The 13,549-nt window shown below is 43.0% G+C and carries 12 protein-coding genes; 10 read left to right on the top strand and 2 right to left on the bottom strand.

Annotated elements, in window-relative coordinates; all coding sequences use genetic code 11:
- Positions 1-30: 30 nt before the first annotated feature.
- Complete coding sequence (locus ACJMM9_RS07865) at positions 31-243, top strand: hypothetical protein (protein ID WP_015732184.1); 213 nt, start codon at positions 31-33, stop codon at positions 241-243.
- Here the strand turns inward: ACJMM9_RS07865 and ACJMM9_RS07870 are convergent, their stop codons facing one another.
- Complete coding sequence (locus ACJMM9_RS07870; RefSeq protein WP_405325486.1) at positions 244-2,817, bottom strand: TIGR03960 family B12-binding radical SAM protein; 2,574 nt, start codon at positions 2,815-2,817, stop codon at positions 244-246.
- Between the two features lie 100 nt (positions 2,818-2,917).
- Here ACJMM9_RS07870 and ACJMM9_RS07875 point away from each other — a divergent pair, with 100 nt between their 5' ends.
- The 8 genes from ACJMM9_RS07875 to ACJMM9_RS07910 all read left to right on the top strand — a co-directional run bounded on the left by ACJMM9_RS07875 (position 2,918) and on the right by ACJMM9_RS07910 (position 11,459).
- Positions 2,918-3,103, top strand: a complete 186-nt coding sequence (locus ACJMM9_RS07875) for a DUF3791 domain-containing protein (protein ID WP_405325515.1) — start codon at positions 2,918-2,920, stop codon at positions 3,101-3,103.
- Positions 3,100-3,573: a DUF3990 domain-containing protein gene (locus ACJMM9_RS07880; RefSeq protein ID WP_405325489.1), complete on the top strand. Its 474-nt coding sequence runs from the start codon at positions 3,100-3,102 to the stop codon at positions 3,571-3,573. The genes ACJMM9_RS07875 and ACJMM9_RS07880 overlap by 4 nt, the downstream gene beginning before the upstream one ends.
- Positions 3,573-3,797 (top strand): hypothetical protein, encoded by a 225-nt coding sequence (locus ACJMM9_RS07885; RefSeq protein WP_405325492.1) that lies wholly within the window; start codon positions 3,573-3,575, stop codon positions 3,795-3,797. Before ACJMM9_RS07880 ends, ACJMM9_RS07885 begins: the two co-directional genes overlap by 1 nt.
- Positions 3,798-3,859: 62 nt before the next feature.
- Positions 3,860-5,212 (top strand): GGDEF domain-containing protein, encoded by a 1,353-nt coding sequence (locus ACJMM9_RS07890; protein ID WP_405325495.1) that lies wholly within the window; start codon positions 3,860-3,862, stop codon positions 5,210-5,212.
- 318 nt (positions 5,213-5,530) lie between these two features.
- Positions 5,531-6,865, top strand: a complete 1,335-nt coding sequence (locus ACJMM9_RS07895; protein ID WP_405325497.1) for an ATP-binding protein — start codon at positions 5,531-5,533, stop codon at positions 6,863-6,865.
- Positions 6,866-7,220: 355 nt separating this feature from the next.
- A complete protein-coding gene (locus tag ACJMM9_RS07900) occupies positions 7,221-7,745 on the top strand; it encodes a type IV pilin protein (RefSeq protein ID WP_405325500.1) in 525 nt (174 codons plus the stop codon).
- Positions 7,746-7,829: 84 nt separating this feature from the next.
- Complete coding sequence (locus tag ACJMM9_RS07905; protein ID WP_405325503.1) at positions 7,830-9,932, top strand: hypothetical protein; 2,103 nt, start codon at positions 7,830-7,832, stop codon at positions 9,930-9,932.
- 15 nt (positions 9,933-9,947) lie between these two features.
- Complete coding sequence (locus ACJMM9_RS07910) at positions 9,948-11,459, top strand: sulfatase-like hydrolase/transferase (RefSeq protein WP_405325506.1); 1,512 nt, start codon at positions 9,948-9,950, stop codon at positions 11,457-11,459.
- On the opposite strand, the gene ACJMM9_RS07915 is transcribed toward ACJMM9_RS07910, so the two are convergent.
- Positions 11,456-12,484, bottom strand: coding sequence for an acyltransferase family protein (locus tag ACJMM9_RS07915; protein ID WP_405325509.1), 1,029 nt, complete (start codon positions 12,482-12,484; stop codon positions 11,456-11,458). The two genes, ACJMM9_RS07910 and ACJMM9_RS07915, sit on opposite strands and share 4 nt — an antisense overlap.
- Positions 12,485-12,704: 220 nt before the next feature.
- Here ACJMM9_RS07915 and ACJMM9_RS07920 point away from each other — a divergent pair.
- Positions 12,705-13,549: PD-(D/E)XK nuclease family transposase (locus tag ACJMM9_RS07920; RefSeq protein ID WP_405325512.1), on the top strand; the 845-nt coding region annotated here is incomplete at its 3' end.

Raw genomic sequence — 13,549 nt, forward strand, 5'->3', positions numbered from 1 at the left:
TACTTGGAGTAACATTGTTATATTGATGGTATGCTAGTAAAGATGTGGACAGATAATTTTGTCATTACGGGCGAAATCGACACGTTGCGTGACGAACGCCTCACGGACTACATCCGTGAGAACAAGGACTTTATTGCGGTGACGCAGGTGCGCGTTTGCGACAGGAATGAGAAGGACCTGTTCCGTACGCACTTCCTCAACGTCAGCACCAGTCACATCGAGATTATTCTCCCCGCGGAGTAGTTACCACTCGATCGCAATCTTTGCGACGAGGAAGCGGCGGGAGACTTCATCGAGCTTGGCCGGGTCGATCTCAATTCCAAGCAGCCCTGCAAAAATGACAAACGGACTAGGGGTTGTCCCCTGGTTGTTGCACTTGACGCGCACGACCATCGTGCCGTTCTGAATATCAATTCCCAAAACCTGCTCGTTTAAGTCCATCTGCTGACCGCGGTGGTTCGTGACAATAGGCAATTGCTTTTGCTCGAACTTTTGCATAAGATCGGCGGGAATGCTTTCGGGCGTGTGGCGATAGACCATCGCTTTCGGGAAATGCTTCGAGAGCTTTTCTTTCAAGGGCTCGATGTCCACGATTTCCATGCCGCGCGGGAACGGAGCGCTGAGCTTTGCAATAATGGCGGGCTTGCCTTCGGCAGAGAGATCGAGCTTTTGCAATAAATCGACGCTGATGACTTCGCAATACGTTTCAAGTCCGAGCGGAAGCGCACCCATGTTCACGATGCGCGGCTTCGGGCTGAAGCCTTCGCTGAACTTGATCGGGATACCTGCGCAAATGAACGTGCGTTCAAAGAAGCTGAGCATGTTGTGATGCGGCAGGAATCGGCTGATGCCGGACTTCTTGAATGTAATCTTGTAGCTGTAGCTCACCTTCTGGCTCGGGCGGCGTTCTGCCACGAGCTTCTTGATTTCTTCAGGGGTACGGCTCGGCGCCTTGTGGCGCACGGGATCGTCGGCGAGGACAATTTCTTTGCCGAATCCCGGGATGCCGCAAGCTTGGCAGTCGCCCCATTTGCAGTTTGGCACAGGTGCGGACGTCGGGTCGAATGCTTTTTCCCATTCGCGGCGCAAGTATTGCTTTGTCGTGCCGGCATGAATAAAGTCCCACGGGAAGACTTCGTCCTTGTCGCGTTCGCGGTAGACCCAGCTTGTGTCGTAGCCGCATTCTTCCCAGACCTGGAGCCACTTGTCAAAGTCAAAACGGTAGCTGTCGCTTTCAAAGATGATGCCCTTCTTGTAGGCGGCGTAAATGACAGGGCCGAGACTGCGGTCGCCACGGCTGTAAACGGCTTCCAAGAAACTAGTTTCCCAGGCAGCCCAGTTGATTTTCACGTTCGGGTGCTTGAAAAACTTTTCACGCACGTAGCGGATGTGTCCGAGTGCTGTTTCTTTGTCCATAAACGGCGCCCATTGCAGGCCCGTAAACGATTTCGGGATGAGAATGCCGATGCTTACCGCAATTTGAATGCCGCGGTTGTACTTGCGCCCGATTTTCACGAGATTGAAGATGAGTTCGCAGAATGCCTGCATGTCATCCAGGTTCTCGGTCGGAAAGCCGATCATCGTGTAAAGCTTGATTTTGTTGAACCCGCTAGAGAATGCGTGTTCGGCAGCGTCGTACATGTCCTGGTCGCTGATGGTCTTGTTGATCATCTTGCGGATGCGTTCGGAACCAGTTTCCGGTGCGAACGTGGCGCTGCGACCTCCTTTGAGTGCTGCGACTTTTTCGGCAAGACTTTGTCCGAAACTGTTGACGCGGATACTCGGGAGGCTTACGTCTACGTTATCGTAAAACGGATCGTCGATAATGGAATCCGTGAGCGCTTCGACCGGCTTGTAGTCTGCGGTAGAAAGCGATAAAAGTCCAAGTTCTCGTTCGCCGGTTGCCTGGATGCCCGCCTTTGCGATATCCAGAACATCGTCCGGATTGAGTTCACGGCACGGCCTGTACCAAATGCCCGCCTGGCAGAATCTACAGCCCTGAGCGCAACCGCGCATCACTTCCACACTAAAGCGATTGTGGACAAGTTGCATGTTTGCGATCAAGTTTTTGATGGGGTAGTCTTTCGGATCGAGCTTTGGAATGAACTGGCGGCGTACACCGTTCGTCTTTTCGTAAGACCCCTTTGCAGGTTCTGCCGGGACGATTACGCCATATTCGTTCTTGACAACTTTTGTCAAGCTTGGTACGTAAACGCCGTCGAGCTTAGACAAGTTTTCTAGAATCTGGGCGCGCTTGAGTCCCGCCTTGCGGCCTTCGCCCACGCAGCGTACAAAATCGACAACGAGCTTTTCGCCATCGCCGATCATGAACGCGTCAAAGAAATCCGCGACCGGTTCCGGGTTGCCCATCGAAGGCCCGCCCGAAACGACAATCGGGTCGCTCTCGGCACGGTCTTTTTGCCATGCCGGAATCCCAGCGAGTTCAAGAACGTACGGCACGTTCGTAAAGTTGAGTTCGGTCTGGAGCGTAAGCCCCACGACTTCGTAATCCTTGACCGCCGTATAGCTTGCGTGCGTATAAAGCGGAATATCGTACTTCTTCATCTCGGCAGCCATGTCGTCCCACGGCGCAAAAGCCACTTCGCAAAGCAAATCCGGTTCGCGGTTCAGCACATGGTACAGAATGCGCAGCCCGTTGTTGCTCATGCCGATTTCGTAAGTGTCCGGGAACACAAACGCCATGCGGGCAAGCATTTTGCTGTGGTCTTTGATGACGCTGTTCGCTTCGCCGCCCATGTAGCGAGCGGGGGATTCTACTGCGGGGAGTGCAAGTGCGATTTTCTCAAGGATTGTCATGTTGGTAAATATAGAATAGAATGGGGGGAGGGTTGTCTTTTTACGAGCGATAATCTATATTCAGGATATGGCTGACAAATACAAAATCCCATATGTGAATATGTGCATTCGGCTATTTGCGAAGCGTTTTCGATTGTCGCTTCAGGCTGCAGCAAGTTATTTGTGTGATTTTAAAGGCATTCGTTTTCTTGATGAATGCTATTCTTCGGAACACCTTCTTCCTGTGGAAGACACTTTAAATGACTTGGTTGTGATTTGCAAAAATAATGGGGGCACAATCGGATGATTCTTTATCATGGGACGAATTGTGATTTTTCTGAAATTGATCTGAAGAAAACAAAGCCGTACAAGGACTTTGGAAGAGGTTTTTACGTAACAGATATCCAAAGTCAAGCGTATGAAATGGCTAAAAATCGTAGCCGTATTTTTGGGGGGGATCCTGTTGTTCAAGAGTACGGTTTTGACGAAAATGTATTTGAATCAAATCTGTTGAGGGTGTTGCGCTTTGAAAAAGTGTGTGTTGAATGGGCTGAATTTATTTATAAGAATCGAAGCCGTTCAGCTGCGTTTACCCATGACTATGACGTTGTTATTGGTCCAATTGCTGATGATGGAGTCGCTTATTTGCTGAATATGTATGAAGACGGCTTGCGTACATTGGAAGAGTTGGCGAAGGAACTTGAGTATAAAGACTTAAATAGTCAATATTGTTTTTTAACTGAAAAAGCAGTTTCTCTTTTATGGAGGGTTAAGTAATGACTGCTGCTCAAAGTGAATCATTGGTTTCAAGGATTGTTGAAAAAAATGTTCAATCTTTGATGGACGAATTTTCTTTGGATATGGAAACTGCTTTCAATTTTGTTTATAAGTCAAAGATTTTTAATTCGTTAAATGATCCTAGTACGGGATTGCGGGCGCGAAGTGCAGATTATATTTATGAATTCGTTCGCGAAGAGTTCCTGCAATTGACTTCGCTATGATAAAGGTTGACTTGCATCTGTCTTAGTTGCCTGCCCTGTAATATTTTAATATTATTTATGGTATGAATATCGTTAAATATATCTTTTGGTTGGTCGCCTTTTTAATGGGCGTCATTGCAGCGTATGTTGTTCCCGAAGAGACCATGTCCATTGGGGCGAAGTTCATTTTTGTCGGAGCTTGGGGCGCGGTGCTCGGCTTCGTTTTTTATACCGTCTGCAGCAGGCAGATTGAAGCCATCGAAAATGACTTTAACGAGGTGTTGAACAAGCCGCAGCCCAAGGACACTCAGTACGTGTCGGTCCGTCTGCAAGAAGAAAAGAAAAGCCCGCTCCCGCCGGGGGCGATCCCTGCGGCCGAGGCGCTTAAACAGCCGGTGCCGGCTTCTGTCCGAAAGCTTGATGCTGCGGCGCTCAAGGTCGGGTTCCCGCTCGAAGCCTGGAACGGCTTTAAGCTCGGCATCTTGCGCAACCGTCCGTTCACTGAAGTCATCGACGCCATGCAAAAGCTTTTGCCGGAACTCTTCCCCGAAGCGTCTGGTGTGCTTTATATGTACGGCGGCGTACAGACGGAACTCTCGCAGATTTTCCGCTTTGGTCCGAACGTCATCAGCGATGAAACCGTGATGCCTGCGGAATGCGCGAGCTTCAACACTGGCGACATCGTCGTGACCGACTATAGCTCGCCCGAAGTTTCTAGCGGCTGTACGCACCTGCACCACCGCCCGAAGGGCCTTGCTATCTGCGCCCCGATCGAAGGCCTCGAAGAGCACTTCGGCATCCTGACCCTCCAGGTCGATAAGCTCCCCGAAACCGAGACAAAGGAATACTGGCAGGCGAAGGTGAGCATTGTCGCTGCGGCGTTTGGCCTCTATGTGGCGAACCAGGACCTGAACATCCGCTTTGAACAGCACAGCATCCGCGATGTGCTCACGGGGCTTTTCAACAAACGTTATATGGAAGAGTCGCTTGGCCGTGAAATCACCGCAGCCGTGCGCCACAAGTCGCCCATTGGCATCGTGATGCTTTACCCCGACGCCATCCCGGCTGTGCAGAACGCCCAAGGCCGCCATGCCGTGGAACAGCTCTTCTGGGAACTCGGGCAGCGCTTGCCGAGCTACATCCGTGGCGAAGATATCCCGTGCCGCTATTCCGACGACGTGTTCTGCGTGATCATGCCGGGCGCCGACCTCAACATCACGAGAAACCGCGCCGAACGCATCCGCAACGAAATCTCGCAGCTCCAGATCGCCTACGGCGAAGGAATCCTTGCGACCACGCTCAGCATGGGCGTTGCCGTAATGCCGACCCACGCAAACGACGCCGGATCGCTCATCTACACCGCAGAAGCCTCCCTCCAGATGGCCATGCAGGCCGGTGGCAACCGCGTTGTCATTGCAGACTCCGTGATGAAGTAAAAACGCTTCTATTACGTCCTTTCTAGCAGTTTCAATTACGTCATCCTGACGGCTTCAATTACGTCATCCTGAGCGCAGCGAAGGATCCAGTTAAATCTAGCCTCCCTCGGGAGGTTTTTTTTTATGTACACACCATTTGCTAAAATGGAAGTGGACTTAAAAAGTGGGTAATTTGGGTGTTTTTAGCCCCGAAAAAATGTCGAAAAGGCTCTTATGTTGAAATTTCGGAACTTTTGACTAATTTTTATATTGAAATTTCGGAACTTTTGGTGTATTTTTATATTGAATTTTTGGAACTTTTTTTTAAGGGGCGGATAAGTGTTGTTCAAACGCAAGGTTTATGATAAGCTGCTGGAATGGAAAAAGTCTTATTCGGGGCGGTACGCTTGCTTGCTGGAAGGTGCCCGCCGTGTGGGGAAAAGTACTATTGCTGAGGAATTTGCAAAAAATGAGTATGACTCCTATATTGTAGTGAATTTTGCAAATATAACAGAGGAAATGCTCGATGTTTTCAAAGATATAGCGAAGTTGGATGTTTTTTTCTTGCGACTTCAGGCTGAATCGGGGATATCCCTCAAGGAACGTAAATCTGTCATTATTTTTGATGAAATCCAGTTGCAACCCAAAGTTCGGCAGGCCATCAAGTTCTTGGTGAAGGATGGTCGTTACGATTATATTGAAACTGGATCGCTCATTTCTATAAAGAAAAATGTTCAGGGAATTGTAATCCCCTCAGAAGAACATCGGATAAGTGTGTATCCCATGGATTATGAGGAATTCATGTGGGCTATAGGGAAGGACCCGAATACCATCCGAGATATTTATAAGGCGAATACGGCTATTGGAAACTCAACAAACCGAAGTTTAATGCGCGATTTTAGACTTTATATGGCTGTAGGCGGTATGCCCCAAGCTGTAGAAGCGTATGTTCAAAAAGAAAATTTTGAATATATCGATAATATAAAAAGAAAAATATTAAATCTGTATTTCGAGGATTTGAAAAAAATTGATCCGACGGGTCGATTGTCTAATATTTATAAGGCTATTCCTAGCCAACTAGCCTTAAAAAAGAAACATTTTGTCGTATCTTCTGCGATTGGGAAAAAGCAAACGTCGAAGGATGAAAGTCGTTTCTTTGAGTTGTTGGATTCAAAGACAGTTCTTTGTTGTTATCATGTTTCTAATCCCGATTCGGCCCTTGCTCAAACAAAAGACTTGGACCGATTTAAACTGTACGCTTCTGATACCGGGCTGTTTATTTCTTTGATGTTTGACGATTCGAAACAAGCTAATGAAATATATGCAAAACTTTTAAGCGACAAATTGGATGCTGATCTTGGTTATCTGTATGAAAATGTAGCAGCCCAAATTATTACCGCTAGTGGCAAAGAACTTTATTACCATACCTGGTTGAAAGAAAACAGTCCTCACTATTTTGAAATAGATTTTTTGCTTTCCAAAGGAAACAAAATTATCCCTTTGGAAATTAAGTCTTCTGCTACTCGGAACCACGAATCCATTGAAAACTTTGTAAATAAATATTCTAAAAAAATATACAAGGAGTATCTGTTTTCGCAAAAGGATGTAGCTCATGCGGGACAATTGCTGTTAAAGCCGTTGTATTTGCTACCGTTTATGTTGGAAGATTTTTAGTTTTTTGAAATAATCGCGCTGAAAAGTAAACATCTGTTAACGAAATGGCGTAAAAAACGCGTGATGGGCATCACGTTCCCGAAATTTATATTCCAATTTGGAATATAAAAAACAGATGAAAATGTTTTTTTCGTAAAAAATTATCTATATATAGTGCATCGGAAGTTTGGTTGTTATTTGCGTTTTTTTGCGAAAAAAAGCCACTTTTGTAATGGAGTAAACCAAGTCATGACAAAAACGTGACAAAAGTTTGACAAAAGTATTGCTTTTCGAAAAAAAAGTGGATATATTACTGAATGTAAACGAGCAATAACGCTCAAAAAAAAGAATGTGTAACAAAACAAGGAGATACACTATGAAGAAGCAAGGTTTTACCCTTATTGAATTGATGGTCGTGATCGTTATCATGGGCATCCTCGCCGCAGTCGCAGTGCCGAAACTCTTCGGTATGATTGCTAAGTCCAAGGCATCTGAAGTTGGCCCGGCAGCTGGCGAATATGTCAAGTTGCAGGATGCATTCGTTGCTGAAAAGGGCATTCGTGTTGGTAACTGGAAGGAAATCGGTTACTTGATGAAGAACTCCAGCAACTTCTACTATTGCGACAATGCAGTTGGTACTGCTTGTGTTGTTGGTAGTAACTCTGATGGTTATGCTAGCAAGGGCACAATCAGCGATAATACTTATAATACAACGTGGCAGGCAACAAGCATTGCTACTCTGAATGATTGTGCTTCTGGCAAGAGCTGGACTCTCTATACTGAACAGAATGGCTCTGCTGGTGGTATGGTTACGTATGATGCCAAGATTGATGGCTCTACTTCTGACACTGGCGACTGCGCTGTGCTTACTCCGAACTTCCTCAAGCTCAAGACTAAGTAAGAGTTTGGTTCAGTTTAGCTAAGTAGCTGATCGATATTAAAAGCCCTCTCAAAACGAGAGGGCAATTTTTTATCAAAAATAAAAATGAAAAAATTTTATCCTGTTTTTCTGTTTCTTTTAACTATACCTTTTTTCTTTGCCGTAAATCGCTACAATGGCATTATTATAGATGGACCGTTGTATGTATTACAGGTTATAAATAGCATGTTCCCTGAACGATTTGTTGGGGATATCGCGTTTGCTTATGGAAATCAGGATACTTTTAGCTTGTTTACGCCTCTTTATAGATTCTTTATTTTGCAATTTGGGGTGGAAGCTGGTTCACGAATACTTTGTTTTTTGCTGCAGATGGGATTTGCTTTTGCATGGGCCTTTTGCATAAAAGTGTTTTGGGAAAGGTATGGAGATAAAAAGCTGCTTACGATTGTTGCTCTTTGCCTGTTGTGCATGGGAGTCTATGCTTTTGGTATGCCGCTGGCCCAAACAGAATTCTTGAAATTTGTAGAAAGCTATGCTGTTTCTAGACTAGCTTCTGTACTGTTTGGAATTTTAGGGATTGCTTTTTTACTTAAAGATTGCAAGATTAAATCTCTTTTGTTTTTCTTGCTAGGATCCTTGATGCATCCTCTTATGGCGGGATGGGGTTTGCCTTTATGGTTGTTTGTGTATTTCCCTGTAACTTTAAAACCTGTTGTTGTTTTGTCATTTTTGCTGCCTTTTTCGGCATTTATAGGGAAGGGTGTTTTGAATTTTTATCCCGAAGGCTGGCTTACAAGACCGTTTAATTTTGCCCCTTCGTACGATGATATAGCTCAGTTTGTAATTTATTCAGCATTCTTTGGAATTTTTGTAGGGCGAATGCTCCTAGATGATTTTCTTAAAAAGTTTGCTCAAGCGGTTGCTGTTGTTGTCGGTATTGCTGCTTATTGGTGGATCTGGGGCGGGCTAGCGCATCATGTTTTTTTATATCAGGTTCAATGCTTCCGTATAGAATGGATCTGCCAGGTTATAACATTGCCTTTAGTTGTTCTGCTTGCTTATAACCGTTATAAGCTGTATCAAATCTCAAAAAAAATCACGACTTATGATTTTGCGTTGGCAATGTTCGCTTTGGCTCTATTCTTGCCAGTGCATTTGGTCGAATTTGCGGTTCTTGGTTTGGTTCTCGTGTTGCGAAAGGATCGTCCGTTGCCGTTGCTGCTCTTACAGATCGTGTTTTTGTTGACGTCTTTGATTGCCTTGTGTTATCAAACGTATCTTCAGATGTATTTGGAGGGCTTGCCGTTAATTATGTTCCGTAATTTGAGCGATGCTTACCGAGTAGTAAATTCTTTAGTTCTTGCTGAGTGCGTATTGTCAGTGACGATTGCTGTTTATATGTTTTATAAAAAAAGAATTGAACTGTCCGTCGCTCTTGTCGCTTTTTGTATTTTTCCTTCGTTACAATTGTTGCCCTTGTTTGTTTTATTTGCTTGGATTTCTCCCAAAATAAAAAGATCTTATTTCGTTTTGTTGTGTCTTATTGCGATTGCTGAAGCTTATTTGAATGGTAATGGTCGCTTAATGAGTATGCCTGTTCCTGGCCCAATGGCTCTTGTATTTCCGTTATGGATCGCTTTTGTTGCTTGTATTTTTATGCAAAGAAGATTTAAGAATGTTCCTTTTTTTGCATTTGCTATAGCATGTGTATTAATCGGTTTTTATCATTGGGATGCTCGCCCAGAAGAGATGGTTGTTTCTGAAAAACAAATGGATTCTTTTGTGAATTACGATATATTTGTACATCATCCTGAAATAAATGATCGCGGCAAAGTGTTTTATTATGTGAAAGGTTTTGCTGTTGCTATGCCCAGGCTGCAGTTCCTGAATGGTGGTTATTATGATGAAAATAGTTTAACGGGGGCGGTATTTTTCGAAAAACAGTATCGTGAAGGAAACCGCCGCCGCAATAATCTTTTGTTGAAAAATGATGATGGGGAACAGTCTGATTATGCACAATACAGAAATTTTGCAGGTCCTTTTCTTTCACAAAGAGATTCTTTGCTTGATCGTGTAGGCTATTTGTGCGGAAAAGGCGAAATAACTCATGTCGTGAGCGACAGCGAGTTGCCGAATGCTGTGTTAGATTCTATATCGTTAGATGTAATGCAGAAAAAAGTGTATTTGTATTCTTGTGAAAACCGATGAGGTGAAAGAGGAAAAATGTTTTTTAAGGTAAAACAATTTTTTGAGCTGCTGAAAAAGAATAATCTGTCTGTAATATTGATTTCTCCGTTTATTGCGTCCGCATTTCCGTATTTTGCATCTGAAATGTGCAATACACCGAATCAAGGTATATTCTCATTAGATGTGTTGCTATTGCTCTTTCTATTTGCTATACCAAGAAAATCTATTGTCTGGAATTGTGTTTGGATTCTGGTGTTGTTTGGCGTGTCTTTTTATTACGAGAATACATTCCAGGTTTCTTGTGGCTTAATCCATTTTGATCAATGGTCTGATTTTTATACGTTTGGCTTATGGTTTGTGTTCCTTCTGATAATTAATTTTATACCAGAACGAAAAAAATTTAATATAGCAGCCTTTGCCTTGTTCTCGTCAATCCTTATTTTAATGGATTGGTCTCATTTGTTCTTCGTGTCATTCAATATGACTTTGGTTGAATTGTTTAATATCTCTAAATTCTTTATTTGGGGGCTGTTGCTGTTTATATTGGTTCCTGTTTTGCAGACTGCATTGACTACGGTCATGGCTCGAAGCTGCTTTGTAAAGTCAAATGACAATGGGTATAGAATTTTTTGTATAGTCGTCCTTTTGGTTGTTCTTTTGTTTAACTGGTTGTTTTCTAGTGCTTTCATGGGGAGAGTTCAGTTTCTTAATTTTGGAACTAAGGCCTATTTCAGTATTTTTGATAATGAAAAATATATAAGCGAACAACATTTTTTGCAGGAAAATATAAAAGAGGTGTACCCCGTATGCACTGATACTACATTTAAAAATCCAATGAAGAATTACAATAAAATTGTTGTTGTTCTTGTCGAATCTTGGGGTGTGTCGAAAAATATTCAGCTAGATAGTGCGTTGTTCTCGATTTTTTCTGAAAACAATGTGAATTTTAAAGGACTTTTAGAAAGAAAAGCTGCTTATACGCAAGCTGCGGAGTGGGAAGATTTTGGAATGCCAAACGGTGATAAAACCTCGATGACCGTTCCTGAAAGATATCAGGCGGCAGGGTATCAAACATGGTATGTGCATGGATATGATAGCGCTTTCTTTGAACGTGATCAGAGCTATCCAAAATTGGGCTTTGATACATTGCTGTTTAGAGGCGATTTTATTCGAAAAGGATTGGCTTCGTGTAAATATGGGTATCCAGGAATCTGTGATTCGTCAATGAGTGATTGGCTTTCTTCTTTGTTGGAGAGGCCAAATAAAATGTTTGTCTATTGGACTACTTTAGACGCCCATTATCCTTATGATCTGCAACATTTCGAGGTTAGGTCTCCTCTGTGTGATGAATTTAATTTGTCTAAGTCTGAGTGCGTTTTCTACACGCATCAGGAGATGTCTTTAAAGGCGGTGTCGAATTTAGCTAAAAAATTCCCTGATGTGAAATTTGTTGTTCATGGAGATCACCGTCCTATGGCTACCATAGGAACAAAGGATTTGTCCGCTAATTTCTATTATGGTTGGGTATCTGCAATAGATCTTAATTAAAAATATTTCTTAAGTTGAAAAATATTTTCACGTATAGGTTTTATTTTTAAGAAAACAAATGTGAATGTAATGGCTATTGCTAAGCGGCATATTATGAGGAATATGCTGTAATAGTTTATTGGAATAAAATTCGTCAGGGCGAAAGAGTTCCAATTGCAGATTGTAAATTCGAAAGCATGAACGCAGAATATAATCAAGCTAAATCGCCCGCAGAAAAGAAGGCTTCTCCAAATAAATGAGTTGCTGGTATAATGTGCTTTTACTGAATTATATAACAAGATGATGGCACCTAAGGCTCCTCCCCAAGCTAGTATATAGTTTACATTGTATTTGCAAATAGCCATGTTTATTGCGCCTTGATGCCAGCTGTATATCCATAGAATTGCTAAAATCGGAATATATTTTTTTGAATATTCTGAATCTAGTACTTTGTATTTGTTGGCTATATATCCCGCAAATATAAAACTAGATGCACATAGACCTTGTGATATGCAATAAGGGATAAAAATGGATTTGTCCAGGAAAATACCTGCTATTCCTAGAAAGAGAAATGTTAATAAAAGTAGTATATTGGATTTGATTCTTTTTATAAGGCTGATTGATATTATTCTTGCCCAAAAAAGTGCGAGGATGAACCAAAGAACATCAATGTGAGTGCCTATCCATTGGGGAACGACGCTTCCTCTGAATCCAAGTAAATGCGTTACTATTGCTTTGTATGATAGCGAACCGTTGGAGTCTTCGTAATTGAGGGCTTCTTTTATAAATGTTGCAACGCAAATACAGGTTGCTGTAAAAATGTATGGAATGATAAGTCTTTTGATGCTTAATGTTATTTCTTGCCGTAAGGGTCTTATTTTTAGAAAGTATCCTGTAATGAAAAAGAATATAGGGATATGGAATGAGTAAATTATTGGCCTGAGCTTCGTTAAGTGGCAATGTCCAACGATTACCAAGATTATTGCGATTCCTTTTAGGACATCAAATAATTCATCTCGATTCGTTTCGAATTTCTGTTGACTCAATGACTCTTCCATTAAAATACCATTTCTTTATATGCTGTCGGATATGGAATATAATCTTTTTTATAAAAGATTGACCTGTAAGTAATTCTCTTGCGGCTCTTTTCTGTAATACGGCTGAAATTTGAAATTTACAAAAAAAGAGGGCCAAAATCTCCGAAAAAAGCGTGTTATCTATATGGACGGAGAATTTTTTTCGTCCGTAAAAGATGGAGATTTTAGAGTGAATATAGATGACGAGTGCTTGTTCGAAACATACGACCGTGTAAACGATGTCGAGAGTGCCAGGAAAAAGTTCGAGGGGCAAAAGTATCTAGATCCCCGGTGTGATCCCGCTTTCAGGGCGCTGCTTGACAGCGAAGACGCGCTCATGAACTTTTTGAACGCAATCCTGCATTTTGAAGGCGAAAATGCAATTCAGTCGCTGACCTATACGGTTCAACAGGACGAAATTTTCCATCTGCCGGAGCCATACCGAGTCAAGTTCGATATTGGAGCGAGGACCAGAGCGGGAAAGCGGATCGATGTCGAAATGCAAAAACTCAAGTTGAACGATTACATCGACCGCATGATGATATACAATGCTTTTTTGCTGTTGAGGGCGAAGAACGACTACAACAAGGATATCGGCTTTCGGAGTATCCCTGACGCAAAAAAGGAAAAGTTCCGTTACAGGTTGCCAGAAATATATTCTATTTGGATCATGGATCATCCCGTCCAGTTTATGGAGAATGTTTATCGGGATGAAATCGGCCTTTACAATCAGTCCAGCGTCGGCAAGGTTGGCTGCGTTCCAATTTCTGCAAAAAATAAGTATATTATTGTAGACCTAACCAAGTTTAATAAGCTGAAAGACAAGCTCGAAACGGACGAAGACCGTTGGCTTTATATCTTGAAGAATGCGGGTTCTTCAAGTTCGCTGCCGGAATTCGACAATCCGACTTTCGAAGATGCCCTGAGGCGAATTGAATGCGATACGGCAAGCGACGAACTCTTAATCAGGCAGGCGAATATGAAAGATTTCCTCTACGCATATAGTGACGCTATTGATGAAAGCTTCGAAAAGGG

Source organism: Fibrobacter sp. (assembly GCF_045112255.1).
GTDB lineage: Bacteria > Fibrobacterota > Fibrobacteria > Fibrobacterales > Fibrobacteraceae > Fibrobacter.